The following is a 24,584-nucleotide window of genomic DNA, read 5'->3' on the forward strand; positions in this document are numbered from 1 at the left end:
TAGCGTCGTGAAATGTGAAATGTAAATCGTGAATGGGCAATGGTGAATGCGGTGGATGGTCATTTATGATTGATTATTGGGCTCAAACAATTGTTGATAGATAACACAGCATACACCAATAATTACTATCAACTACCAACTGCCAACTATCATTTTTCAGCCAGCGTCTTTTCAACTATCGCAGTACAGGCAGCATCAATCTCCTGGTACACTTCGTGGTAGCCGGGTTCGGTGCCGTACCAGGGGTCGGTGATGGAGCGGTTTTCGCCTGGAAAAATTTCATTGAGCAACAGGTTGGCTTTTGCGGCGTTGTACTTTTTACCGGCAATGCGGCGCATGTCGGCCAGTACATCATCTGCCATGACGTAAATTTTATCGTAGCGGTCAAAATCCTCGGCTACAAAGCGGCGGGCCCGTTGCTGGCAAATATCAATGCCATTGAGCTTGGCCACTTTCTGCGACAGGCGGTGCGGTGCTTCGCCCACATGATACCCGTTGGTGCCGGCACTGTCTACCTGCAAGGCCAACCCTGCCGCTTCGGCCTTGTGTTTCAGGATGCCTTCTGCCAGCGGGCTCCTGCAGATATTGCCCAGGCACACCATTAAAATTTTCATGGCGCAAAGCTAAGGGAAGTGGGAAAAGAGAGGAAGATGGAAGTCCGAAGTCCGATGTCGGAAGATGGAAATAGAAGAACAAGGTTCATTAATGTGATTCAGAGGAGCTGTTTTCCCGAACTTTTAGAAAATACTCCATACTCCCAATACCCATCTTCGGACTTCCGACTTTTATGCATTTTCCTACCTGCAGCATCTCATCAACAAACACACAACCATGACCAGCAATGAGATCCTCCAGGCCGACATGCTCGACATTTTATTTGATAACCGAAACAAAAACTATGGCGCTTACCAACTGCGCAAAACCTACCACCAGCGGATGTTGGCGGCCACAGGGCTAACGGCTTTGCTGGCTACCGGCGTTTTATTATGGTTTGTTATTGGCGACGATAAAAGCGTTGTCTACATTTCAGACGATAGCGGACCGGTAATTGTTTCAATTGTTGATTTAGAGCCTCCCGTTGATCCACCACCGGCACCCAAACCGCCAACTGCACCGGCGCAGCAAACAGCGGTGGAGCATTATACCACCGATATATCCATTGTGCCCGATGTGGCGCTGAAAGCGGTGGATTTTCCGCCGGTGTCGGCACTTGAAAATGCCACCATTGGTACCGAGCAAAAAGACGGGCCGCCTGTGGCCGGAGCGCAGCAACACTCCGAAGGGACCTTGAGTGATGTGCCCGCTGCGCCGGAGCCGCCGGCTGCACCCGAGATTTTTCAAAACAATGCGGTGGACCAGATGGCCGAGTTCCCGGGTGGTGCTGCGGCGTTCAGCCGTTACCTGTCGCGCAAACTGGCCCAGCCCGATGGCCTGCAGCCCGGCGAGCAGCGTACGGTAAAAGTTCAATTTGTAATTGAAAAAGACGGCTCCATCACACGCCTGTCGGTGGTGCAATCCGGTGGAGATGCGCTGGATGAGCTGGTTTTCAGGGCATTGCAAAAAGCGCCCCGCTGGAAACCCGCGCTGCACAAAGGCCATGCGGTAGCAGTAATTTTTACCCAACCGGTTACTTTTATAGGCGCAGAAGAATAAAAAAACACCTAAATTGCCTTGGCGCTCTTAACCCATCAATTATGATTGAAGATTACGAAAGCCGGAAACGCAGGCAAATTGCCCAAATGCGTTCCCTACTGGATTATGGCATGGGCGCTTTGTTTACGCTGGTAGGCCTATATTTTTTGTTGTATGAAATACTGGACATCAATGTATTTCGCAGCAAGCCCAGCGGTACGGATAAACTGGTTGGTGTTTTATTTCTTATTTATGGAAGTTGGCGCATTTATCGTGGCTACAGAAAGAACTATTTCAGATAATGCAAGGAATGTTTAAGGGTGCAGGTCTGTTTATTGGCGCCGCTTTTATCGCTTTACTGGCTGGCTGTGGCTCGGGCAATGTGGAAACACTGCCCGACACACGGGAAGAAGGTACGATTCATATCAGTGCCGACGAATCGTTTAAGCCGGTGATTGATGCTCAGGTGGCCGTTTACGAGGCTTCATATCCCAAGACTAAGATTAATGTACACTATAAGCCTGAGGCCGAATGCCTCAAGGATTTTGGCGTGGACAGCATCCGGATGGTGATTGCCACCCGCGGCTTTACCCCTGCCGAAGAGGCTTTTATTGCCGACTCGTTCAAGATCGCTGCCCGGCAACAATCGCTAGCGTACGATGCCATTGCTGTGTTGGTGCACCCCAGTTCGGCCGATTCCCTATTTACCATGCAGGAGCTGCGCGAACTGCTCAATGGCAGCAACAAAAAGCTGACGCCGGTGTTTGATGGTTTAAAAGCCACCAGCACCGTTCGGTATATCATGGATTCGGTGCTGCGCGGCGAGCAACTGAGCCCCAGCGTGGTAGCGGCCCGCACCAGCGAAGAGGTGGTAGATTACGTAGCCCGCACACCCAAGGCCATTGGCTTTGTAGGTGTTAGCTGGGTGGGCAACAGCCAGGATTCGTTGCAGCTTTCTTTTATGCAAAAAGTAAAGATCGCATCCATCGAAAGCCGCGATGTAGCAGGTGCATATATCCAGCCGGTGCAGGCAAATATTTATCTTGGACGGTACCCGATGATCCGGCCATTGGTGTACACGCTGAAAGAGCGGCACCGCGGGCTGGGCAACGGTTTTGCAGCATTTATGGCAGGGCAGCGTGGCCAGTTGGTATTTCGCAGGGCCTACCTGGTGCCGGCACAATTAAGGTTAAACGTGCGGCCTACATCCCTACGGGAAGAATAAAATGGGCAACATTAACAATAGAGCAATAAACCACAGTACATTTTTTGTCATCTCTAAAAGAAAAAGAAACATGAAGAAATCAGCGATTGTTTTGTTTTTCGCAGCCTTTTTGTCCGTCTCTGCCTTTGCGCAAAGCGTTCAGGATGGTGTGAACCACCTGTATGCCGAACGATACCAAAGTGCAAAAGAGGTTTTTGACAAACTGCTGGCTGCAAATCCAAACAACATGGAAGCCGTTTATTGGGCCGGCCAGAGCTTGCTGGACCAGGACGACGTGGCCGGGGCGAAGGCGATTTACGAAAAAGCACTGGCTGCCAATGGCAATGCTCCTTGGGCATTGGTAGGCATGGGCCACGTGGAGTTGCTGGAAGGTAAGGCCAATGAAGCCCGCCAGCGTTTTGAAACAGCCATTTCCCTGAGCAAGGGCAAAAAGGCCAACGACGCTAATATTTTAACCGCTGTTGGCCGCGCCAACGCCGATGCCTATTCCGATAAGGATAAGAAAGGCGATCTGGAATACGCTATTGCTAAACTGAACGAAGCTGGTGGCATCAATGCCAACAATGCCGAAACTTTCCTGGTGTTGGGTAACGCTTACCGCAAGGCACACAACGGCGGACAGGCCGTAGTAAACTACGCAAAGGCCCGCACCCTCAATCCGTCGTTTGCAATGCCCAGCTACCGCATGGCAATGTTGTATAAAACACAGCAAAACTGGGATATTGTACTGGAGCACCTGAACAACGCAGTAGCTGCCGATCCTAAGTTTGGCCCTGCTTTCTTGGAGCTGTACTACTATTACCTGCTGTATCCAAAGGATTTTGCAAAGGCTGAAGATTTTGCCAATAAATACCTGGCCGTAGCAGATAAAACCGTAGAGAACGACTACATCAAAGCGCAAACCGCGTTTGTACAGAATAAGTTTGATGAAGCTATTTCTGTAGGTAAAAACATAGTGTCGGTTGCTGGAGACAAGGTAAATCCCCGCGTATACCGCCTGTTGGGTTATAGCTATGTAGGTAAAGGCGACTCTACTGCTGCCTGCCAGTATGTAGGACAGTTTTTTGCCAAGGCAAAAGAAGAAGAAGTGGTTGGTAATGACTACATCCTCCAAGCCGATGCCTGCGGTAAAGACAATCCGGACATTGTTAGGGCAAGCTATTACAAAGCAGCTACTATGGACAGCGTGCTGAGCAAGCAGGTAAACCTGCTGAACGAAGGCATTGAGCGTTTCCGCAAATCGGGCAACAAGCTGTTTGAAGGTGACCTGCGCCTGCTGTCGTACCAACTGCGTGGCGACAAGGCCAACCCCGCCGAGTTGTTCCAGATTGGTGTGCCTTACTACCAGGCCGGTTCGTTTGAGCGTGCCGATTCGATTTTCAAAGCATACAGCACTGCCTTCCCCGATAGCGTTTATGGCTACCTGTGGAGTGCCCGTTCGCTGGGCCGCATTGATAGCACCATGGAGCAGGGCATTGCCATTCCGCAATACGAGCAGCTGCTGCGTGTATCGGAAACCGACAAAGTACGCTTCAAAAGCTACGGCCTGGAAGCAGTGGGCAACCTGGCGCAGTATTACGTAAACGTGAAGAAAGACAAGGATAAAGGCGTTGAGTACCTGCGTAAAGGCCTGGAGTTTGATCCTGAGAACACCACCTTCAAGCGTAATATCGAAATCCTTTCGAAGCCGGCGGCCGCCGCTAAGAGCTCGGGCAACAAAGGATAATACTTAGCTGATTCTTCAAATGTGTATATAGGAGTCCCCCCGGTTTCGGGGGGACTTATTTTTTTGTTGAGAATCAATATTGCTCCGGTTTAGAATCATTAAAGTTTAACTGCCGACTTTTATCCAAACCCCTGTATTTTTGCTTGCCATTTTACACTACCATGATACATCTGCTTCAGACAAATATTACCCAGGCGGTTACCTCGGCCAATAATGCTGAAAGCTATTTGCCCGTTGCCCTGCAACTGGTGTTTGCCCTGGGCCTCATTGGGTTTTTAACCATTGTTACCCACCTGTTGGGCCCCAAGCGCAAAACGGCCGACAAACTGGCTAACTTTACCAGCGGTATTGCTTCGCATGGCGAGGCCCGGCAGCCAACGGCCGTAAAATATTTCCTGGTGGCCATCCTGTTTGTGTTGTTCGATGTGGAAGTGATCTTTTTTTATCCCTACGCTGTTAACTTCCGGGAGCTTGGTTGGAACGGCTTTTGGGCAGTGTTTATGTTCGTGTCCTTTTTCCTGTGTGGGTTTTACTACATCCTGAAAAAAGGCGCACTGGAGTGGGAGGACTAAGAATACATAATTGCAGTGGCGGCCGCCTCCCGGCTTGCAATGTTTACTGCGGTTAACCCTTAAAATCTGAAAATACTATGGCACGTCCTGTTTCATATAATATTACCGAAAAGCCGCTGGTGCGGGATATCAGCATCGTGGATATGCCCGATGGCTACGAGGGTGAAGGTTTTTTTGCATCCAAACTGAGCGATGTAGTGGGCCTGGCCCGCAAAAACTCGCTGTGGCCCCTGCCTTTTGCTACTAAATGTTGCGGCATTGAGTTCATGGCTACCATGGCTTCGCACTACGACCTGGCACGTTTTGGCAGTGAGCGCCTTGGCTTTTCGCCCCGCCAGTGCGACCTGCTGATGGTGATTGGGTTGATTTCTAAAAAAATGGCGCCGGTGATTAGGCAGGTGTACCTGCAAATGGCCGAGCCCCGCTGGGTAATGGCCATTGGTGCCTGCGCATCGAGCGGCGGTATTTTCGACAGCTACAGCGTGTTGCAGGGTGTGGACCAGGTGATCCCGGTAGATGTGTACGTGCCTGGCTGTCCACCGCGGCCCGAGGCTATCCTCGACGGCTTTATGAAAGTGCAGGACCTGGTGGGCAAAGAAAGCCTGCGGCGCAGAAACAGCGACCATTATAAAAACTTGTTGGAGAGCTACGGAATACAATAAGCAGCGGCGAGCTGTGAGTGGCGAGTGATGAAATAAACTGGTTTCAATACTCAAAGCTCGAAGCTCGCAGCGCAAAGCTTTTAAAAATGGCATTAAGCAACGATCTTATCAGGCAGCGGCTGATCCAGAAATTTGGAGAACAGGTAACCAATATCGAGGAGCCATACGGCATGCTCACTTTTGAAGTGCCTAAAGAGCTTAACATCGAAGTACTTGAATTTTTATACAACGATCCGGAACTGTCTTTTCAGTTCCTGACCGACCTTACGGCGGTACATTACCCTTCTTATGCAGGACGGGAAATAGCCGTGGTGTACCACCTGCACAACCTGGTCGCCAACTGCCGCATCCGCTTTAAAGTGTTTGCCCCCATTGCGCAGCCCGATGTAGCCTCCGCCACCAAGGTGTTTGCTACCGCCAACTGGCTGGAGCGGGAAGCCTACGACTTTTTCGGAGTCAATTTTGTGGGACATCCCGACCTGCGGCGCATCCAGAACGTAGACGAAATGGACTATTTCCCGCTGCGCAAAGAATACCCGGTTGAAGACCAGACCCGCCTCGATAAAGACGATGAAATGTTTGGCCGCGGCGGCTCGTTTGATTTTGGCAACCGCAACGACGACGGCTCACCGCGCCTTACGCCGCAGGCAGGCGAGGAAAATGTGGAGCGTCTGGGCGAAAGCGCCGGCGGCAGTCGTTAACATTTAAAAATTGATCCCACCACTTTGGCGGGATGCATTTTATATACTAATGGTTACTTCAGAGAAAAATACAAGCCTTCCGGAAGGAAGCATTGAAACAAAGACCACCCGGTTGAACCTGGGGCCTACGCACCCTGCCACGCATGGTGTGTTTCAGAACATTCTGGAGCTGGATGGCGAAAAAATCATTTCTACCGAAATAACGATCGGGTACGTGCACCGGGCCATTGAAAAAATTGCCGAACGCCGCCCACTGTATCAAATTACGCCGCTTACCGACCGGCTCAACTATTGCTCGTCGCCCATCAACAACATGGGCTGGCACACCACCTGCGAAAAGCTGTTGGGCATTCAAACGCCCAAGCGTGTTGATTACCTGCGGGTGATCATTATGGAGCTGGCCCGTATTGCCGACCACCTTATTTGCAATGGTGTAATGGGTGTGGATGCTGGCGCCTTTACCGGTTTCCTGTACCTGATGCAGTACCGCGAGTTGATTTATGAAATTTGGGAAGAAATCTGCGGTGCCCGCCTCACTACCAATATTGGCCGCATCGGCGGTTTTGAACGCGACTTCAACGACGTTGCATTTACCAAACTCGAGAAGTTTTTAAAAGAATACCCCGCAGCGCTGAAAGAATTTGAAAGCCTGCTGACCCGCAACCGCATTTTTATGGACCGCACCATTGGTGTGGGCGGCATCAGTGGCGAAAGGGCACTCAACTACGGCTTTACCGGCCCCAACCTGCGTGCTGCCGGCGTTGATTACGATGTGCGGGTACACTCACCTTATTGCTCGTACCAGGATTTTGAATTCGACATTCCCACCGGCACTACCGGCGACTGCTACGATCGCTTTTTGGTGCGCAATGGTGAAATGTGGCAATCGCTACGGATCATTGAGCAGGCTTATCGCAAAATACAGGAGTTCAAAGGTGCGGAAGCAACCGTTTTCCATGCCGATGTACCCGAGTATTACCTGCCCGAGAAAGCCGATGTGTATACCAAAATGGAAGCCCTTATTTACCACTTTAAAATAGTGATGGGTGAGGTGGATATTCCGCCCGGCGAAGTATACCACAGTGTGGAAGGCGGAAACGGAGAGCTTGGTTTTTACTTGATTTCCGATGGCGGACGCAGCCCTTACCGGTTGCACCTGCGCCGGCCCTGCTTTATTTACTATCAGGCGTTTGAAGAATTGATCAAAGGCAGCATGATCAGTGATGCCATCATGGTGATGTCGTCGCTGAATTTGATTGCTGGTGAAATGGACGGTTAAGTAAAAGGGAAAAGTAAAAAGTCAAAAGGGTGTACCGGTTTCAAAAGCACACATTGACTTTAAACTTTTGACTTTTGAATGTTGACTTTTGACTTTACAATACAATGGAATTTTCTAAAGAAAAACTAGATAAGGTACAGGAGATCATTGCCCGCTATCCGGAAGGAAAAGGGAAAAGCGCATTGATACCGGTGCTGCACCTGGCACAGGATGCAAACGGCGGCTGGCTGAGCGCAGAAGTGATGGATTATGTGGCCGGACTGTTGCAGATAAAGCCAGTGGAAGTGTATGAAGTAGCCACGTTCTACAGCATGTACAACCTGAAGCCCGTGGGCAAATACCTGTTTGAGGTATGCCAAACCGGGCCGTGCATGGTGCGGGGCAGCGACGACATCATTGCCTACATCAAGGAAAAGCTGAACATTGGTGTGGGCGAAACCACGGCTGATGGCATGTTTACCCTGAAAACCGTGGAGTGCCTGGGTGCCTGCGGTTATGCGCCCATGATGCAGTTGGGTAAATATTATAAAGAACACCTGACCCGCGAAAAAGTAGACGAGATCATTGAAGAGTGCCGCCGCACAGCAGCACAAAACAATTAGCACGATGCCTTAAGGCTTCTACTGGTTGTTCTGTTACGATCAACAATAATAAAGCAAGTAGCCGTTGGAAATTGTTTTTGCCAGCGGCGAAAGTTTTTAAATAAAAATGCTGTTATGCATTACTGTTAGTTTCCCTAGCAGGCAAGCGCAAACAGCAAACAGCTATACATCATGGCAAGAAAAGTTTTATTGGATAAAGCCCACATCGAAGGTATCCGGTACTACGATACCTGGCGCAAAAACGGAGGCTATGCTGCCGTTGAAAAGGCGTTTAAAATGGCGCCTGCCGATGTGGTGGAAGAGGTTAAAAAAAGCGGTTTGCGTGGCCGTGGCGGTGCCGGTTTTCCTACCGGTATGAAATGGAGCTTTCTGGCCAAACCCGAAGGCGTGCCGCGCTACCTGGTGTGCAACGCCGACGAATCGGAGCCGGGCACTTTTAAAGACCGCTACCTGATGGAGTTTCTGCCGCACCTGCTCATCGAGGGCCTGATCATTTCCTCTTTTGCGCTGGGCTCCAACCGCACCTATATCTACATCCGCGGCGAGTATGCCTGGATCGTTGATATTTTGGAACAAGCCATTGCCGAAGCCAACAACGCAGGCTTTTTAGGTAAAAATATTTTGGGCTCGGGCTTCGACTGCCAGATTTATGTGCAGCGCGGCGCCGGTGCTTATATATGCGGCGAAGAAACTGCCCTAATCGAATCGCTGGAAGGCAAAAGGGGTAACCCACGCATCAAACCGCCGTTCCCGGCCATCAAAGGTTTGTGGGATTGCCCAACAGTGGTAAACAACGTGGAAACGCTGGCGGCTGTAGTGCCCATCATCAATATGGGTGGCGAGGAGTATGCAAAAATTGGTGTGGGTAAATCAACCGGCACCAAGCTGATCTCGGCCTGCGGCAATATCAACAAGCCGGGTGTGTACGAAATAGACATGACGCAGTCGGTTGAAGAATTTATTTTCAGCGACGAATATTGCGGCGGCATCGCCAATGGCAAACGCCTGAAAGCCTGTATCCCCGGTGGTTCGTCGGTGCCCATTTTGCCGGCCAACCTGCTGTTGAAAACAGCCAAGGGCGAACAGCGCCTGATGACTTACGAAAGCCTGGCTGATGGCGGCTTTGCTACGGGCTCTATGATGGGTTCGGGTGGTTTTATTGTGCTGGACGAAGACCAGTGCGTGGTGCGCCACACCCTTTCGCTGGCTCGGTTCTACCGCCACGAAAGCTGCGGTCAGTGCAGTCCGTGCCGCGAAGGCACCGGCTGGATGGAAAAAGTGCTGACCAAACTGGAATACGGCAAAGGTGCCCTCAGCGATATCGACCTGCTGTGGGATATTCAGCGCAAAATTGAAGGCAACACCATTTGCCCGCTGGGCGATGCGGCAGCCTGGCCCGTTGCGGCTGCTATCCGTCATTTCCGCGATGAATTTGAATGGCACGTGAACAACCCCGAAGAAGCACAGAAACGCAACTTCGGTCTGGCTCATTATGCCGATCCGTTGGAAGTGGCAGTAGGGTAAGGTTTTCACGCAAAGGCGCGGCGAAAGCAAAGGAACTTAAGGCATCATGATAAGAGAAAATGAATTATCTAAGCTGGATGTTGATCTTTGTTTTCGGTTGCACAAGCAATATGGGCCGGGGTTGTTTGAAAGTGTGTATGAAGAACTGTTTTGTTACGAATGGAGCAAGCTTGGCATTCCGTATGAGCGGCAAAAAAGAATTCCGTTGATTCATGAGGCGGTGAAACTGGATGCTGGATTTAGGGCCGACGTGATCATTGAAAATAAGCTACTGATCGAACTAAAATCAGTAGAAGCTTTAGCAGATGTGCATTATAAACAAGTGCTCACTTACCTTAAACTTACCGGTATCAAGCTGGGGTTACTGGTCAATTTTAATGTGGCGCTTGTAAAAGATGGCATCCATCGCGTTGTAAACAACTTATAAAACTTTGCGCCTTTGCGGTTCTTTGCCGCTTTGCGTGAAACTTTCTTTTATGGCTGAAGAAAAGAAACTCTTTAAAGTAACGATCGACAATATCTCGGTAGATGTAGAACCGGGAACAACCATATTGATGGCTGCCCGTAAAATAGGCGGCGATGTGGTGCCCCCCGCTATGTGCTTCTACAGCAAGCTGCAGGGCAGCGGCGGTAAATGCCGTACCTGCCTGGTGCGGGTTGCGGCCGGCTCCACTGCCGACCCCCGACCCATGCCTAAGCTGGTGGCATCCTGCCGCACGGCGGTAATGGACGGCATGGTGGTGGAAAACATCACCAACCCCGCGGTGCTCGAAGCCCGCAAGGGTGTGGTGGAGTTTCTGCTGCTCAACCACCCGCTCGATTGCCCCGTTTGCGACCAGGCCGGCGAATGCGACCTGCAGGACCTGAGCTATGGCCACGGTGATGCCGGCACCCGCTACGAGTTCAAGCGCCGCACATTTGAGCGCATTGATATCGGCCCTTACATCCAGCTGCACATGACGCGTTGCATTCTTTGCTACCGCTGCGTGTACACCGCCGACCAGGTGGCCGGGCAACGCGAACACGGTGTGCTCGACCGCGGCGACCATGCGCAGATCGCTACGTACATTCAAAAATCGCTGGAAAGCCCCATGATCGGCAACGTGATCGACGTTTGCCCCGTGGGCGCCCTTACCGATAGAACTTTCCGGTTCAAAAACCGCGTTTGGTTTACCAAACCTGTTGATGCGCACCGCGATTGCCCGCATTGCAAAGGCAAAACAAGATTGTGGATGCGTGGCGACCATGTGCTGCGTGTAACGGCCCGCAAGGACCAGTGGGGCGAAGTGGAAGAATGGATCTGCAACGAGTGCCGTTTTGAAAAGAAAAAAGTATCGGATTGGGTGATTGAAGGGCCTACACAAGTAGACCGTCACTCGGTGATCAACGCCGGGCATTACACCAACGCGGTAAAACCAAACGAGTTTTTTACCAAAGTACTGGACGGCCGCAAGCCCAAGCTGCTGCTCGACATTCATACGGTAAGTGATGTAAATAAAGTGGACCTGAACCTGCTGCCCGGACCCGCAACCGGGGCCACATTCAACGGCAACCCGCAGGCCACAGGCAACAACACAACGGATGTAAAAAAGGGCGCCGGTAAAAACCTGGCAGGCACCGACAGTACCAACCCTAATACGCCGTAACATGACCAGGCTGCCGGCACTGATCATAACTGCTGTTTTCGTAGGATTTCTGGCATTTGCCTTTTCCTACTGGATCATGCAAATGGAGTACAGCCTGGCACTGATAACTGGTGTGGCGGCAGGAGCGGCAGGGCTGGCTGTTGAATTACTAAAGCCCTTGTTACAAAAGAAAAAAGACGCTGCCGATAGGGGGCAGGATCGCAAAAGTTGAACATAAAATGCCAAAAGCAAAGACTGGCGGCTAACAGCTAATAGCTATGTATTTATTACAAATCGACGGGTGGTTCATTCTGGAAAAATTCATCCTCATTGCCGCAATTGTAACCACGGCATTGGTGGTGGCCATGTACAGCACATACGCAGAGCGTAAGATCGCGGCCTTTTTGCAAGACCGCCGCGGCCCCAGCCGTGCGGGTCCCTTTGGTATTTTGCAACCCCTGGCCGATGGCGTAAAGCTGTTCATGAAGGAAGAAGTAATTCCCCTGGTGTCTAACAAATTCCTGTTTGTACTGGGCCCCATGCTGGCCATGATTGTGGCCATGATGACCTCCGCGGTTATTCCGTGGGGTAGCACCATCGATATAGCCGGCCGGCAGGTGCCGCTGCAAATAGCCGATGTAAATATCGGCGTGCTGTACATTTTTGGCGTAGTGAGCCTGGGTGTGTACGGCATCATGATTGGTGGCTGGGCATCCAACAACAAGTTTTCCCTCATCGCCGCCATCCGCGGCGCTTCGCAAATGATCTCCTACGAGCTGGCCATGGGCCTGGCACTTATTGCCGTGTTGATGGTAACCGGCACTTTGCGCATGAGCGGCATTGTGAGCCACCAGATCGAAAACGGTTGGAACATCATTTACCAGCCACTGGGCTTTCTTATCTTTTTCATTTGCGCCCTGGCCGAGTGTAACCGCACCCCATTCGACCTGCCCGAAGCAGAGAACGAACTGAACTTTGGTTACCACCAGGAGTACTCTTCCATGAAACTGGGCTTTTACCTTTTTGCCGAATACATCAACATGTTTATTTCGTCGGTACTGATGGCCACGCTGTTTTTTGGCGGCTACGATATACCGTTTGTAAACGAAGCAGCTTGGGGCGATGCCTGGTGGGTAGGCCTTGTAGGCTTTGCCACGCTGATGTTGAAAGCGTTCTTTTTCATCTTCCTGTTCATGTGGATCCGCTGGACCGTTCCGCGTTTCCGCTACGACCAGCTGATGAACCTGGGCTGGAAAAAGCTGATGCCGCTGGCCCTGGTAAATATGCTGATCACTGCCGTGGTAGTACTGTTGCTGCAGAAATAGAAAGAGGAGTATCTGCCCGAATAACTTGGGGCGATACCGTATTGCGGATAATTTTGCCGAAACCTAAATAAAACCAACAGCTAACAGGCAACCCTTAAAAGCTGTATAGATATGACATCATTAACGAATAGAAAAACACAGGTAGAACGCAAGCCAATGACGGCGATGGAGAAACTGTATCTCCCCGCCATCATCAAAGGCATGGGCATCACGTTCAGCCACATGTTCAAGAAAAACCCCACCATCAACTACCCCGAGCAGGTGCGTCCGTTCTCGTCGGTGTTTCGTGGGCTGCATATTTTAAACCGCGATGAAGAAGGCCGCGAACGCTGCACTGCCTGTGGCCTGTGCGCTGTGGCCTGCCCCGCCGAAGCCATTACCATGGAGGCTGCCGAACGCCAGACCGGCGAGGAGCACCTGTACCGCGAGGAAAAATATGCGGCGAAATATGAAGTGAACATGCTGCGCTGCATTTTCTGCGGCTTGTGCGAGGAAGCCTGTCCCAAAGATGCCGTGTACCTGTCGCAAACATTTGCCCCAGCGAACTTCGGCCGCCAGGGTTTTATCTATAAAAAAGAAGACCTGCTGATCCCCAACCCGGTAACCGATCCGGAAGGATTTGCAAAGGCAAAAGGCAGCATTCCGCAAGCGAAATAAATAAAAAGTAAAAAGGCAAAATTCAAAACGGGAAAAGACCCACAATAGGCTGAGCCCTTTTTTGACTTTTTACTTTTGAATTTTGACTTACATACATCATGAGCATTACAGAAATACTCTTCTACATTCTTTCGGTGGTAGCCATAGGCAGTGCGCTGCTGGTTATTACCAGCAAGCACCCGGTGTACAGCGTGCTGTGGCTGATCGTAACCTTTTTCTCAATCTCAGGCCACTACCTGTTGCTCAATGCGCAGTTTTTGGCGGTGGTAAACATTATTGTGTATGCCGGCGCCATCATGGTGTTGTTCCTGTACGTGCTGATGTTGATGGACCTGCGTAAAGAATCGGAGCCTGCCAAGAACAAATGGCTGAAACTGGCCGGTGCCGTAGCTGGCGGCTCGCTGTTGCTGGTGCTGGTAGCAGGCCTGCGCACTGCCGATCAGCGCATGGCGCAACTCAACGAAGGAAACATTGGCCTTATTGAAAACCTGGGCCGGGCGCTGTTTACCGATTACGTAGTGCCTTTCGAAATTGCATCGATCTTGTTTTTGAGTGCCATGGTTGGCGCGGTGATCATCGGTAAAAGCGAAAAGAGCAAAAAGCAAGCGGTACCTATTGCACAGCAACAACCCGAGCCAGAAGCGGCTTCGGTGTAAGCTGGCCGCATCGCTCCGGTGATGCGCCTGTTGCGACGCTCCGTTCCTCGTTCCGATCGCTTATCAACACATTTAAAATAGCAAGGCAATGCCTATCAATTACTATATCTTTCTTTCACTGGCGCTGTTTACCATCGGCATCATTGGCGTGCTTACCCGCCGCAACGTGATCATTGTTTTTATGTGCATCGAGCTGATGCTGAATGCCGTAAACCTGCTGCTGGTGGCTTTTTCCAAAATGCACCACCTGGCCGCCGGCGCAGCCAACAGCACTGCGGGCATCGAAGGGCAATTGTTTGTATTCTTCATTATGGTGGTGGCGGCAGCCGAAGTAAGTGTGGGCCTGGCCATTATTGTGATGCTGTACCGCAATACGCGGTCCGTTGATATCAACTTTTTGAACAGACTGAAACATTAATAGCCGCAAGCAACGAGCCGCAAGCCTCAAGAACTTGCAGCTTGCAGCTTGCAACTTGTAGCGCATCTATATGAAGAACTTAATTGCACTGATTCCACTGCTGCCTTTTATCGGATTTCTGATCAATGGCCTGTTTCGTAAAAGCTTGCCCAAGGGCGTCGCCGGCTTTATTGGCAGCGGCACCGTGCTGGCTTCTTTTGTTATTTCCCTCACCATCTTTTTGCAAGGCACTTATTCCGCCACCCCGCTGCAATACTTCACCTTTATTTCGGCAGGCAGCCTGCAAATTCCGTTTGCTTTCCAGGTAGACCAACTCACTACGCTGTTCCTGCTCATCATCACCGGTGTGGGTTTTCTCATTCACGTGTATTCCACGGCATACATGCACGAGGAGCGGCAGGATCATTTTGCCCGCTATTTTGCCTACCTCAACCTCTTTGTGTTTTCGATGCTGCTGCTGGTAATGGGCGCCAACTTCGTAATCATGTTCATTGGTTGGGAAGGTGTGGGTTTGTGCTCGTACCTGCTCATTGGATACTGGTTTGAAAATGTAGATTATACAAAGGCCGCAAAGAAAGCTTTTGTCATGAACCGCATCGGCGACCTTGGCTTTCTGCTGGCCGTGTTCTGGATCATTGCCAAACTGGGCACCGTATCGTACAACGAAGTATTTACCGCTGCCAACCTGGCCAAGCTTACCGCCACCGATATCACCGGCATCACGCTGCTCCTGTTTTTAGGTGCTACCGGCAAAAGCGCACAGATCCCGCTGTACACTTGGCTGCCCGATGCGATGGCGGGTCCCACACCTGTATCAGCCCTCATCCATGCCGCTACGATGGTTACCGCCGGTATTTATATGATTGCTCGCAGCAATGCGCTGTTTTCTATGGCAGCAACCACCAATACCATCATTGCTATTATTGGTGCGGCCACTGCTTTACTGGCAGCAACCATTGCCCTGCGGCAAAACGACATTAAAAAAGTACTGGCCTATTCTACTGTAAGCCAGTTGGGTTACATGTTCCTGGCGCTGGGCACCGGTGCTTACGTGGCCGCTGTATTCCATGTAATGACGCATGCCTTTTTCAAAGCCCTCCTGTTCCTTGGTTCCGGCTCCGTGATCCACGCAGTGAGCGGACAGCAGGACATCCGCTATATGGGCGGGCTGCGCAAAGCGTTGCCGGTAACTTACCTTACTTTTTTTATTGGCTGTTTGGCCATTGCCGGTATTCCGCCCTTGTCGGGTTTTTTCTCCAAAGACGCCATTTTGCTCAATGCCTTTGTGTACGATAAGTTCTTGTATGCCATTGGGCTGATCACTGCGGGGCTTACTGCATTTTATATGTTCCGCCTCTTGTTCATCACCTTCAATGGCAGTTTCCGCGGCACCGAAGAACAGCGCCATCACCTGCACGAAAGCCCCATTGCAATGACGCTTCCCTTGATCGTTCTGGCAATCCTGTCGGTTGTGGGCGGCTTTGTAGGCGTGCCCGAACTGTTTGTACAGGGTGGTGAAAAACTTACCGCGTTCCTGTCGCCGGTAATCAAGCCCGCCGACGGCCTGCATGTGGAACACAGCACCGAGTGGATCCTGATTGCACTTACCACCGGTATTGCCGTTGCAGCTATCCTTATTGCATTTTTCCGCTACCGCACTTATAAAGAAGAACAGCCTTCAGCCATCGGCCGCCTGTTTGAAAACAAATGGTACGTGGATGAACTGTACAACAGCGCCATTGTAAAGCCGCTGAATGCGCTGGGTGCTTTTGCCAACACTTTTATTGAGCGCAGCGGTATTGATGCGCTGGTAAATGGTGTAGGTAAACTGGTCAACTACGGCGGCCGACAGATGCGCTGGCTGCAAAGCGGACAGATTGGTTCGTACGTGCTGCTGATGGTGGTGAGCATGGTAGTGTTCTTTGTACTGCAGTTCTTTTTGAGAAAATAGATACGTCAAACGTGAAACGTGAAGCGTGAATTTTTTCACGATTGACGTTTCACGTTTCACGAAACATACTAACGCTAATCGTATTTATAAGAAATGATCGTTTTACTACTGTTTTTGGTTCCGCTGATCGGAGGTCTGGTAAGCTTTGCGCTGAAGGATGACCGCACCGCAAAAGGCTGGGCCCTGCTGGTTTCCTTTGTTACGCTGGCGCTGGCCATTTGGGGCAACAGCGTGGCCGGCACCGATGCGGGCCGTGCTTTCCAGGGTGCCTGGATGGGATCGCTGGGTTCTTCTTTCTCGCTACAGCTTGATGGTCTTTCCGGCATTTTAACCTTGCTGGCAGCCGTAGCTTATCCAATTATTCTGCTGGCCACATGGAACAGCACCTACAAGCGCCCAGGCAACTTTTTTGCCCTGATGCTGCTGACCCAGGCCGGTATGATTGGCGTGTTCACTGCCACCGATGCGCTGCTGTTTTACTTCTTTTGGGAGCTGGCGCTGATCCCCATGTATTTCCTGTGCTCGCAGTGGGGTGGCGAACGCCGCATTGCCGTTACTTTCAAATTCTTCATCTACACCTTCGCCGCTTCGGTGCTGATGCTGATCGGGTTGTTGTACCTCTATTTTCAAACACCCGACCGCTCTTTTGCGCTGCAGTCGTTTTATGCCATTGAGCTTCCGGTGTCGCAGCAAAGCGTTGTGTTTTGGCTGCTGTTTATTGCCTTTGCAGTTAAAATGCCCATTTTCCCATTCCACACATGGCAGCCCGATACCTACGAGCAATCGCCAACGGCGGCTACAATGGTGCTGAGTGGCATCATGGTAAAAATGGGTGTGTTTGGGGTCATCCGTTGGGTCATCCCGGTAGTGCCTGCAGCGGCTTATAGCTGGGGCGATGTGGTGATGAGCATGTCCATCATCGGCATTATTTACGCTTCGCTTATTGCCATTCAGCAAAACGACCTGAAGCGCCTGATTGCCTATTCTTCTATTGCACACATCGGCCTGATGGCTGCAACGCTTTTTGCCGAAACAGAAAGCGGTTGGCAGGGCGTGATGATGCAGATGTTTAACCACGGTGTCAACATCATCGGGTTGTGGATTGTGGTGGAACTGATCGAACGCCAGATGGGTACCCGCAAACTGTCTGAGCTGGGCGGCCTGGCACAAAAAGCGCCGGCACTGGCCATACTGTTGGTGATCGTTGCGTTTGCCAATATTTCGTTGCCGCTCACCAATGCGTTTGTTGGCGAGTTCATGATGTTCAACGGCATTTTTACATCTACCATTACCAAGTACAACGAGCTGTTTGCCGTGCTGGCCATGCTCAGCATCATACTGGCTGCGGTTTACACGCTAAACATGATCCAAAAAGTGTTTTTTGGACCGGTAAATAACCTGACGGCAAATGCCACCGACATCCGTTTCAACGAAAAGCTGGCGTTGGGTGTGGTAGTGCTCCTGATACTGGTGTTTGGTATTTACCCGCAACCGCTGCTCAACTTGACCGGTGGTTTTGTAGACGTGATTTTGAATAAAGCAAATGTTGCTCACCTGATAGTAAAATAATTATGAACGCTTTAATTTTTTCGGCGCTGAGCGGTGTTGCGATGATGTTTGCAGGCATCTGGCTGCGCACCAACAACAGCATTCGCAGTCTTGCAATTTTACTGTCGTTGGTAAATATTGTGGTTACGTTTTTGGAGCTGCGTGGCGTGCACATTGTGCAGGTAAATACGGCCGGCATGCTGGCTTTTGATTCCTTTGCACTCCTTTTTATCCTCATTGCGCAGGTGTCCACGCTGGTGTTTTTCCTGTTGTCGTCACGCGATATGGAAAAGGTGGGCCGCAACTATCCCGATTATTTCGCACTGATCTTTTTTATACTGGCTGGTGTTGCTATTTCGGCAGCGTTTCAATCGCTCTTGCTCCTTTTTTTGGGCATCGAAATCATGTCCATTCCGCTGTACATTTTGGCCGGCGCCGACAAGCGTAACTTGAAAAGCAACGAAGCGTCGCTGAAGTACTTTTTGATGGGCTCTTTTTCAACGGGCCTGATGCTGATGGGCATTGCCTTGCTGTATGGTGCTACCGGCACATTTAACCTGCAGGGTTATGTGTATGACCTGGCCAATATTCCCGTGTTGCTCATTGCAGGCCTCATGCTCTTGTTGTTTGCCATGTCGTTCAAAGTATCGGCGGCGCCCTTCCATTTCTGGACGCCCGATGTGTATGATGGCTCGCCCAGCGTGTTCACTTCGTACATGGCTACGGTGGTAAAAGCGGCTGCGTTCATTGCATTCATGCGGTTGTTTGCCGAAAGCTTTGGCGCCATTAAAACCGAATGGAAAGTGTTGGTGGGCATCATTACCGCGGCTACCCTGTTTATTGGCAATATCACTGCGGTGTTTCAGCAAAGCGTTAAGCGCATGCTGGCGTATTCGTCCATTGCGCAAGCCGGCTTTATGATGATGGCCATTTATGCACTCAACTCCGATGCGAAAGAAGGTTTGTTGCTGTATGCTGCGGCTTATTCACTGGCCACTATCGGCATTTTTGCCGTGCTGGTAAAAATGAAAGACCAAACCTTTGATGGCTTCAACGGCTTTGCACGCCAGCAACCGCTGGTGGCGGCCACACTGGTCATATTCCTGCTGTCGCTGGCAGGCATTCCGTTAACGGCTGGTTTCCTTTCCAAGTTCATGATGTTGCGGGCAACCATTGTCGAAGGGAACATCTGGCTGGTGGTATTTGCTGTGTTGATGGCTGCAGTGTCGGTGTACTATTATTTCCGTTTGATACAGGCCATGTATTTCCGCGAAAGCAATCAAACCCTGGCCCTTGATATTACACCCGGGTTCCGGTACACGCTGGTTGGCGTGGCCGCTGTTACCATCATCCTGGGCGTGTTCCCGAATGTGCTGACGTATTGGCTCTACTTTTAGGAACAGTAAAGACGGGAAAGACCGGAAAGTCGGAAAAGAATTTACTTGCTTATAAATGTCCTGCGTGGTTTGAGAATTTAACCTCAAAACACGCAGGACATTTTTTATTAACAGCAAAAAGTCTTTACCGTCTTTACCGACTATCCGGTCTTTCCCGTCTTCTCACTAACTTAGAGCCAATTAGCCTACATGAACCTTTCCGATACATTTTCCCTCTCGTGGCGCACTGTGCGCAGTACCAAGCTGCGCACCGGCATTACCGTAGCCATTATTGCGTTTGGCATCATGGCGCTGGTGGGCATTATCACGGCCATTAAAGCCATGAACCAAAAGCTGACGGAAAGCTTCTCCACCATGGGTGCTACCGGCTTCAGCATACGCTTTAAGGAACGCAACATCCGCTTTGGCGGCGGTGGCTCCGAGTCGACGCTGAGCAAAAAAGGCGCCCGTAAAGAAAAGAAATCAAACCTGGGCAAACCCATCACCGACGAGGAGGCCGCTGCATTTGCCAGCCGGTATAAATTTCCTGCAACGGTAGGCTTGTCGGTGCTGGCCACACGCAATGCCATCATCAATTTTAATTCAAGGAAAACATCGCCCAACGTCTTTGTGTTTGGTGCCGACGATAACTACCTTGCCCTGAATGGTTTTAACCTCATTGGCGGCCGCAATTTCAGCCGGCAGGATATACGGTCGGGTGGCAACTTTTGCCTGCTGGGCTACGACGTTGCCAAAAAACTGTTTCAAAACCGCCCGGAAAGGGGCGTAAATGCCGTTGTACGGATCAATAGCATTCCATACAGGGTCATTGGTGTATTGTCGAGCCGCGGGTCTTCATTTGGCTTTAGCCGCGATAATGTGGTGGTTGCACCGTACCGGAATATTCAACGCAATTTCAGCATCACCAGTTCGTACGTGATTGGCGTAATGGCTACTGATCATTCGACGGTAGAAGATGCCATGGGCGAAGCCGAAGGATTGTTCCGCGCTGTGCGCAAATTGAACACGACCGAGGCCAGCAATTTTGCTATGGACCGTGCCGATGCCGTTGCAGAAAAAATGATGAACAGCCTTGGTTTTTTAACCATATCAGCTACAGTTATTGGCCTCATCACACTTGTTGGCGCAGCGATCGGGTTGATGAATATTATGCTGGTTTCTGTTACCGAACGCACCAAGGAAGTGGGGCTGGTAAAGGCTATTGGTGGCAAGAGCAAAATGGTGCGGATGCAGTTTTTATTTGAAGCCATTATTATTTCTATACTCGGTGCCTTCTTTGGCATTGTATTGGGCGTGGGTGTGGGCAATTTGTTTTCAGCAGTGCTCTCCACGGGTTTTGTGGTGCCCTGGGACTGGATCGGGTATGGCATCATCATCTGCACACTGGTAGGCCTTGGCGCCGGTTTGTATCCTGCTTGGAAAGCCGGTAAACTAAATCCCATCGAAGCTTTGCGCTACGAATAACAATATTTAAACATGTAGCTTGCCTGCATTTAAACGGCCGCGCCAATCATTGCATTTAGAATAATTATGAACTGAGCAACTACAGTTGAAAATTTTAAACCTTTCATCACATTTCACACTTTTTTTCCTTAGAATTGTGCACTTGAAAAAACAAAAGCAAACAAAAACCCTTTTTCACATCACTAAAAATTAATGACCATGGCAGCAGAGTCTAGACCGACTGCAACCACAACAACCGCAAATGTGAAGTCCACTTCTGTGCAACCGAAGAAAAGCAGCAATGCCATTTCATGGATAGCTCCCGTACTTTGTATCGTAGCTGGTTACAGCATTTGGAGATTTCTGATGGGCAACCCCGATGGATTCAAGCAGCCTGATGCAGCCGGTGGTTTCTGGCCCCACCACCTCGGACCGAAAGATGCGTTCCACGCCATTTATGAAGGTGGTATCATCGTACCCCTGCTGATTGGTTTATTGCTGATCGTAATTGCGTTTTCTATTGAGCGTTTCCTGACCATTCAAAAAGCGCTGGGTAAAGGCAACATTGCTGACTTCATCCGCAAAGTGCAGTACCACCTGGCCAACCGCAACGTAGATGCTGCCCTGGCTGAGTGCGATAAGCAACGCGGCTCTGTAGCCAACGTAATGAAAGCTGGCCTGCGTCGTTACAAAGAAATGATTGGCAACACCGAGCTGGACACTGATCAAAAAGTACTGTCGATCCAGAAAGAAGTAGAAGAAGCAACTGCCCTTGAGCTGCCTATGCTGCAAAAGAACCTGGTGTTCCTGTCTACAATCGTATCGCTGGGTACCCTGGTAGCCCTGCTGGGTACGGTAATGGGTATGATCCGTTCGTTTGCTGCCCTTGGTGAAGAAGGTGGTGCTGGTGCAGCCTCCAACCTGGCGGTAGGTATCTCTGAAGCCCTGTATAACACTGCCCTGGGTATCGGTACCTCGGCTATTGCCCTGGTAATGTACAACGTGTTTACTACTAAAATTGACGCCATCACCTACGGTATCGATGAGTCTGGTTTCACCCTGACCCAATCTTTTGCATCGCTGTACAAATAAGCTGCAAAAAGTTTGTGGAATAGTAGAAACCTGTGCATCTCATTCTAAATTTTTCTAAACATGCCTGCAGTAAAAATTGCAAAGAAAAGTGCAGAAACGGACATGACGCCCTTCGTGGACATCGCGTTCCTGATTCTGACCTTTTTCATTATGGCAACAAAGATGAAGCCACCGGAGCCCGTGGAAATTACCACGCCCAACTCGGTGTCGACAAAGGAGTTGCCGGCGAATGACGCCATCCTGGTGGAAATGGATGGCACCGGCCGGGTGTTCTTTACCATGCTGGTGGAAAACGATCCGCAGTCGAAGCTCTCTGTAATCCGCAACCTCAACACGACCCGTAACCTGGGCCTGACCGATGCGGAGATGCAGAATTTTGTAAAAACCTATTCCGTAGGCGTTCCGTTTACCGGGCTCAAGCAACTGCTGGGTACCCCGGCCGACAGGCAAAAAGATATCAAGCAACCGGGCATCCCGGTGCGTGATAGCGCCAACAACGAACTGACCATCTGGATCCGCGACGCGATTACCGCTCTTTCAGGCCGTAAACTCAACTACCTGATCAAAGGCGATAACAACGCTAAGTATCCCGATTTCAAGAACGTACTGGCAGCCTTTAAAAAGAACGACATTTACAAGTTCCAGCTCGTAACCAATCCGGAAGACGTGCCTATGGGTACCGATTTGTTTAAGAGCCGTAACGCAGTTAAGTAAACCCGATTTTTTAAACAAACAAACCAAACGGTATGGCTTCATTAGATACTGGTGGTGGCGATAGTGGCCACAAGAAAGGGCCTGGCGTCAAAAAGCAGAAGCGTCAGTCGACCCGTGTGGATATGACCCCGATGGTGGACCTGGGTTTTCTGCTCATCACGTTTTTCATCTTTACCTCCACCATGAGCACGCCTGCAACAATGGACCTGTTCATGCCAAAGGATACCGAAAAGCCTGAAGAGCAAAACAAAGCGAAAGAGTCGGGAGCACTTACTGTAATGCTGGGCAAGGAAAACAACGTTTATTACTACGAAGGACAGCTGGCACCTGATGCCTCTAACTTCAAGTCGACAAACTTTGATCCTGAAACTGGCATTCGTAAAGTGATCATGGACAAAAAGCGCAGCACCAACATCGAAGATTTGGTGATTGTGATCAAGCCCAGTCCGGAAGCGAACTACAAAAACACGGTGGACATGCTCGATGAAATGGCGATCAACGAAGTAAAACGCTTTGCACTGGTTGATATTTCTGACGTAGAGCAGCAGCTGGTAACCGCTACCGAAGGTGGTGGAGCTCCAGCGCCGGCCCCGGCACAATAGTAGTTCAAGAAAAAAGAAACCTATTTTAAACAAAGAGCATGGAAGCAAATAAAATTCTAAGTGCCGACATCCTGGACATCCTGTTCGAGAACAGGAACAAGTCTTACGGTGCTTACGAACTCCGAAAAACGTACAACCGCCGCATTTGGGTGGCGTTGGCGATTACTGCGGGGATCGCTGCCGCACTCTTCCTGTATGCTTTTATCTCCGCTTCGTTGAAAGACGATACCGCTAAACTGGAAATTTCCAACGAGGTGGTACTGGAAGAAATAAAGCAGGAAGAAGAGAAAAAACCGGAGCCGCCTCCGCCACCGCCGCCACCCAAGCAGGAACCACCTAAAGTGGAAATGACCAAATTTACCCCGCCTAAAATCGTAAAAGATGAAGAGGTGAAGAAAGAGGACATTCCACCTGAAGTAGAGAAGCTGGAAGACACCAAGATCGACATCATCAGCCAGGAAGGTGTGAAGGATGAAGGTTTTGCTGCACCGCCGGTTGTCGATGCCGGTAAGCAGGTTGTGGAAGCCCCCAAAGTAGAAGACGAAAACAAAGTTTTTGAAAAGGTGGAAGTGGATGCCTCCTTTACCGGTGGTGAAAGCGCCTGGCGCCGTTTCTTGGAACGTAACCTGAACGCAAGCACCCCTGTAGATAACGGAGCGCCTCCGGGATCTTACCAGGTTGTGGTTCAGTTTATCGTGGACAAAACCGGTAGCGTAAGCGACGTAAAAGCCCTGACCAAACACGGTTACGGCATGGAAGATGAAGCCGTTAAGGTGATTAAACGTGGTCCTAAATGGGTGCCTGCCATCCAGAACGGACGCAACGTAAACGCTTACCGTAAGCAGCCCATCACTTTCGTAGTTGCTGAAGAATAAGTTTCTTAGAAACGTCACCTGAATATTGAGAAGCCCTCTGCGCAAGCAGGGGGTTTTTCTTTGACCGGTGATTTGTGTGATTGGGAAAGATTAATATGAATCTTCAAAAAGCTAAAGGAAATCTTTGGGTCAAATAAAAGGTTCTAAATACAAACCGAACGCCGCCGCAACGCATTGAACCTTTGATCTGTCATGCCGAACTTGTTTCGGCATCCCCTTTATAATGCGCAAACTCAGGGGGTCAGGAGATGCCGAAACAAGTTCGGCATGATTGTCATGATTTATCCAAAAATTTTTTAAGCTGCAGCGGGTCGTTTTTCTTCATACTTCCGGCCCTTAGTCACTACCGAAGCTACGC

Annotated in this window: 26 protein-coding genes; 25 read left to right on the forward strand and 1 reads right to left on the reverse strand. The window is 50.4% G+C overall.

What is annotated here, in order from left to right:
* Nucleotides 1-149 precede the first annotated feature (149 nt).
* Nucleotides 150-614, reverse strand: a complete 465-nt coding sequence (locus DRJ53_RS14640; protein ID WP_241558562.1) for a low molecular weight protein-tyrosine-phosphatase — start codon at nucleotides 612-614, stop codon at nucleotides 150-152.
* Between the two features lie 217 nt (nucleotides 615-831).
* On the opposite strand from DRJ53_RS14640, the gene DRJ53_RS14645 reads away from it, so the two are divergent.
* The 25 genes from DRJ53_RS14645 to DRJ53_RS14760 all read left to right on the forward strand — a co-directional run bounded on the left by DRJ53_RS14645 (nucleotide 832) and on the right by DRJ53_RS14760 (nucleotide 24,226).
* A complete protein-coding gene (locus tag DRJ53_RS14645) occupies nucleotides 832-1,653 on the forward strand; it encodes an energy transducer TonB (protein ID WP_114236395.1) in 822 nt (273 codons plus the stop codon).
* Nucleotides 1,654-1,694: 41 nt separating this feature from the next.
* Nucleotides 1,695-1,934, forward strand: a complete 240-nt coding sequence (locus DRJ53_RS14650) for a hypothetical protein (protein ID WP_114236396.1) — start codon at nucleotides 1,695-1,697, stop codon at nucleotides 1,932-1,934.
* Nucleotides 1,934-2,857, forward strand: a complete 924-nt coding sequence (locus DRJ53_RS14655) for a PstS family phosphate ABC transporter substrate-binding protein (RefSeq protein ID WP_240040682.1) — start codon at nucleotides 1,934-1,936, stop codon at nucleotides 2,855-2,857. The genes DRJ53_RS14650 and DRJ53_RS14655 overlap by 1 nt, the downstream gene beginning before the upstream one ends.
* A 70-nt stretch (nucleotides 2,858-2,927) precedes the next feature.
* Entirely contained in the window at nucleotides 2,928-4,583 is a 1,656-nt protein-coding gene (locus DRJ53_RS14660) for a tetratricopeptide repeat protein (RefSeq protein ID WP_162303883.1), read from the forward strand.
* A 161-nt stretch (nucleotides 4,584-4,744) separates the two neighbouring features.
* Nucleotides 4,745-5,155 carry an NADH-quinone oxidoreductase subunit A gene (locus tag DRJ53_RS14665; protein ID WP_114236398.1) on the forward strand — a complete coding sequence of 137 codons (411 nt, stop codon included), beginning with the start codon at nucleotides 4,745-4,747 and terminating at the stop codon, nucleotides 5,153-5,155.
* A 77-nt stretch (nucleotides 5,156-5,232) separates the two neighbouring features.
* Nucleotides 5,233-5,817, forward strand: coding sequence for an NADH-quinone oxidoreductase subunit B (locus DRJ53_RS14670; RefSeq protein WP_162303884.1), 585 nt, complete (start codon nucleotides 5,233-5,235; stop codon nucleotides 5,815-5,817).
* 86 nt (nucleotides 5,818-5,903) lie between these two features.
* Nucleotides 5,904-6,518: an NADH-quinone oxidoreductase subunit C gene (locus DRJ53_RS14675; protein WP_114236399.1), complete on the forward strand. Its 615-nt coding sequence runs from the start codon at nucleotides 5,904-5,906 to the stop codon at nucleotides 6,516-6,518.
* 10 nt (nucleotides 6,519-6,528) lie between these two features.
* On the forward strand, nucleotides 6,529-7,797 hold the full coding sequence (locus DRJ53_RS14680; protein ID WP_240040681.1) for an NADH-quinone oxidoreductase subunit D: 1,269 nt from the start codon (nucleotides 6,529-6,531) through the stop codon (nucleotides 7,795-7,797).
* A 104-nt stretch (nucleotides 7,798-7,901) separates the two neighbouring features.
* A complete protein-coding gene (locus DRJ53_RS14685; protein WP_114236401.1) occupies nucleotides 7,902-8,399 on the forward strand; it encodes an NADH-quinone oxidoreductase subunit NuoE family protein in 498 nt (165 codons plus the stop codon).
* Between the two features lie 171 nt (nucleotides 8,400-8,570).
* Entirely contained in the window at nucleotides 8,571-9,923 is a 1,353-nt protein-coding gene (gene nuoF, locus DRJ53_RS14690; protein ID WP_114236402.1) for an NADH-quinone oxidoreductase subunit NuoF, read from the forward strand.
* A 46-nt stretch (nucleotides 9,924-9,969) separates the two neighbouring features.
* Nucleotides 9,970-10,350 carry a GxxExxY protein gene (locus DRJ53_RS14695; protein ID WP_241558563.1) on the forward strand — a complete coding sequence of 127 codons (381 nt, stop codon included), beginning with the start codon at nucleotides 9,970-9,972 and terminating at the stop codon, nucleotides 10,348-10,350.
* A 49-nt stretch (nucleotides 10,351-10,399) separates the two neighbouring features.
* Nucleotides 10,400-11,569 carry an NADH-quinone oxidoreductase subunit G gene (locus tag DRJ53_RS14700; protein WP_114236403.1) on the forward strand — a complete coding sequence of 390 codons (1,170 nt, stop codon included), beginning with the start codon at nucleotides 10,400-10,402 and terminating at the stop codon, nucleotides 11,567-11,569.
* 1 nt (nucleotide 11,570) lies between these two features.
* Nucleotides 11,571-11,780 (forward strand): hypothetical protein, encoded by a 210-nt coding sequence (locus tag DRJ53_RS21150; RefSeq protein WP_123893589.1) that lies wholly within the window; start codon nucleotides 11,571-11,573, stop codon nucleotides 11,778-11,780.
* A gap of 46 nt (nucleotides 11,781-11,826) precedes the next feature.
* Nucleotides 11,827-12,873: an NADH-quinone oxidoreductase subunit NuoH gene (gene nuoH, locus DRJ53_RS14705; protein ID WP_114236404.1), complete on the forward strand. Its 1,047-nt coding sequence runs from the start codon at nucleotides 11,827-11,829 to the stop codon at nucleotides 12,871-12,873.
* 111 nt (nucleotides 12,874-12,984) lie between these two features.
* Nucleotides 12,985-13,530, forward strand: a complete 546-nt coding sequence (locus tag DRJ53_RS14710; protein WP_114236405.1) for a NuoI/complex I 23 kDa subunit family protein — start codon at nucleotides 12,985-12,987, stop codon at nucleotides 13,528-13,530.
* Between the two features lie 98 nt (nucleotides 13,531-13,628).
* Complete coding sequence (locus DRJ53_RS14715; RefSeq protein ID WP_114236406.1) at nucleotides 13,629-14,186, forward strand: NADH-quinone oxidoreductase subunit J family protein; 558 nt, start codon at nucleotides 13,629-13,631, stop codon at nucleotides 14,184-14,186.
* An 88-nt stretch (nucleotides 14,187-14,274) separates the two neighbouring features.
* A complete protein-coding gene (gene nuoK, locus DRJ53_RS14720; protein WP_114236407.1) occupies nucleotides 14,275-14,604 on the forward strand; it encodes an NADH-quinone oxidoreductase subunit NuoK in 330 nt (109 codons plus the stop codon).
* A 70-nt stretch (nucleotides 14,605-14,674) separates the two neighbouring features.
* Nucleotides 14,675-16,555 (forward strand): NADH-quinone oxidoreductase subunit L, encoded by a 1,881-nt coding sequence (nuoL, locus tag DRJ53_RS14725; RefSeq protein WP_114236408.1) that lies wholly within the window; start codon nucleotides 14,675-14,677, stop codon nucleotides 16,553-16,555.
* Between the two features lie 93 nt (nucleotides 16,556-16,648).
* Nucleotides 16,649-18,124, forward strand: a complete 1,476-nt coding sequence (locus DRJ53_RS14730; RefSeq protein ID WP_114236409.1) for a complex I subunit 4 family protein — start codon at nucleotides 16,649-16,651, stop codon at nucleotides 18,122-18,124.
* A 2-nt stretch (nucleotides 18,125-18,126) separates the two neighbouring features.
* Nucleotides 18,127-19,500 (forward strand): NADH-quinone oxidoreductase subunit N, encoded by a 1,374-nt coding sequence (locus tag DRJ53_RS14735; RefSeq protein WP_114236410.1) that lies wholly within the window; start codon nucleotides 18,127-18,129, stop codon nucleotides 19,498-19,500.
* 189 nt (nucleotides 19,501-19,689) lie between these two features.
* Nucleotides 19,690-20,964, forward strand: coding sequence for an ABC transporter permease (locus tag DRJ53_RS14740; RefSeq protein WP_114236411.1), 1,275 nt, complete (start codon nucleotides 19,690-19,692; stop codon nucleotides 20,962-20,964).
* Nucleotides 20,965-21,207: 243 nt separating this feature from the next.
* Nucleotides 21,208-22,035, forward strand: a complete 828-nt coding sequence (locus tag DRJ53_RS14745; RefSeq protein ID WP_240040680.1) for a MotA/TolQ/ExbB proton channel family protein — start codon at nucleotides 21,208-21,210, stop codon at nucleotides 22,033-22,035.
* Nucleotides 22,036-22,095: 60 nt separating this feature from the next.
* Entirely contained in the window at nucleotides 22,096-22,749 is a 654-nt protein-coding gene (locus tag DRJ53_RS14750; RefSeq protein WP_114236412.1) for an ExbD/TolR family protein, read from the forward strand.
* 32 nt (nucleotides 22,750-22,781) lie between these two features.
* Nucleotides 22,782-23,351, forward strand: a complete 570-nt coding sequence (locus tag DRJ53_RS14755) for an ExbD/TolR family protein (RefSeq protein WP_114236413.1) — start codon at nucleotides 22,782-22,784, stop codon at nucleotides 23,349-23,351.
* Between the two features lie 38 nt (nucleotides 23,352-23,389).
* Nucleotides 23,390-24,226, forward strand: a complete 837-nt coding sequence (locus DRJ53_RS14760) for an energy transducer TonB (RefSeq protein WP_114236414.1) — start codon at nucleotides 23,390-23,392, stop codon at nucleotides 24,224-24,226.
* The last annotated feature ends 358 nt before the right edge of the window (nucleotides 24,227-24,584 follow it).

It is taken from the genome of Paracnuella aquatica, from assembly GCF_003332885.2.
Taxonomy (GTDB): Bacteria; Bacteroidota; Bacteroidia; order Chitinophagales; family Chitinophagaceae; genus Flavisolibacter; species Flavisolibacter aquaticus.

Coding starts and splice junctions, on each gene's coding strand:
- DRJ53_RS14695 (WP_241558563.1), top strand. CDS start 9,970: ATGATAAGAGAAAATGAATTATCTAAGCTGGATGTTGATCTTTGTTTT.
- DRJ53_RS14670 (WP_162303884.1), top strand. CDS start 5,233: ATGGCACGTCCTGTTTCATATAATATTACCGAAAAGCCGCTGGTGCGG.
- nuoF (WP_114236402.1), top strand. CDS start 8,571: ATGGCAAGAAAAGTTTTATTGGATAAAGCCCACATCGAAGGTATCCGG.
- DRJ53_RS14735 (WP_114236410.1), top strand. CDS start 18,127: ATGAACGCTTTAATTTTTTCGGCGCTGAGCGGTGTTGCGATGATGTTT.
- DRJ53_RS14665 (WP_114236398.1), top strand. CDS start 4,745: ATGATACATCTGCTTCAGACAAATATTACCCAGGCGGTTACCTCGGCC.
- DRJ53_RS14760 (WP_114236414.1), top strand. CDS start 23,390: ATGGAAGCAAATAAAATTCTAAGTGCCGACATCCTGGACATCCTGTTC.
- DRJ53_RS14645 (WP_114236395.1), top strand. CDS start 832: ATGACCAGCAATGAGATCCTCCAGGCCGACATGCTCGACATTTTATTT.
- DRJ53_RS21150 (WP_123893589.1), top strand. CDS start 11,571: ATGACCAGGCTGCCGGCACTGATCATAACTGCTGTTTTCGTAGGATTT.
- DRJ53_RS14715 (WP_114236406.1), top strand. CDS start 13,629: ATGAGCATTACAGAAATACTCTTCTACATTCTTTCGGTGGTAGCCATA.
- DRJ53_RS14685 (WP_114236401.1), top strand. CDS start 7,902: ATGGAATTTTCTAAAGAAAAACTAGATAAGGTACAGGAGATCATTGCC.
- DRJ53_RS14700 (WP_114236403.1), top strand. CDS start 10,400: ATGGCTGAAGAAAAGAAACTCTTTAAAGTAACGATCGACAATATCTCG.
- nuoH (WP_114236404.1), top strand. CDS start 11,827: ATGTATTTATTACAAATCGACGGGTGGTTCATTCTGGAAAAATTCATC.
- DRJ53_RS14750 (WP_114236412.1), top strand. CDS start 22,096: ATGCCTGCAGTAAAAATTGCAAAGAAAAGTGCAGAAACGGACATGACG.
- nuoK (WP_114236407.1), top strand. CDS start 14,275: ATGCCTATCAATTACTATATCTTTCTTTCACTGGCGCTGTTTACCATC.
- DRJ53_RS14660 (WP_162303883.1), top strand. CDS start 2,928: ATGAAGAAATCAGCGATTGTTTTGTTTTTCGCAGCCTTTTTGTCCGTC.
- DRJ53_RS14675 (WP_114236399.1), top strand. CDS start 5,904: ATGGCATTAAGCAACGATCTTATCAGGCAGCGGCTGATCCAGAAATTT.
- DRJ53_RS14650 (WP_114236396.1), top strand. CDS start 1,695: ATGATTGAAGATTACGAAAGCCGGAAACGCAGGCAAATTGCCCAAATG.
- DRJ53_RS14710 (WP_114236405.1), top strand. CDS start 12,985: ATGACATCATTAACGAATAGAAAAACACAGGTAGAACGCAAGCCAATG.
- DRJ53_RS14655 (WP_240040682.1), top strand. CDS start 1,934: ATGCAAGGAATGTTTAAGGGTGCAGGTCTGTTTATTGGCGCCGCTTTT.
- DRJ53_RS14730 (WP_114236409.1), top strand. CDS start 16,649: ATGATCGTTTTACTACTGTTTTTGGTTCCGCTGATCGGAGGTCTGGTA.
- DRJ53_RS14740 (WP_114236411.1), top strand. CDS start 19,690: ATGAACCTTTCCGATACATTTTCCCTCTCGTGGCGCACTGTGCGCAGT.
- nuoL (WP_114236408.1), top strand. CDS start 14,675: ATGAAGAACTTAATTGCACTGATTCCACTGCTGCCTTTTATCGGATTT.
- DRJ53_RS14755 (WP_114236413.1), top strand. CDS start 22,782: ATGGCTTCATTAGATACTGGTGGTGGCGATAGTGGCCACAAGAAAGGG.
- DRJ53_RS14640 (WP_241558562.1), bottom strand. CDS start 614: ATGAAAATTTTAATGGTGTGCCTGGGCAATATCTGCAGGAGCCCGCTG.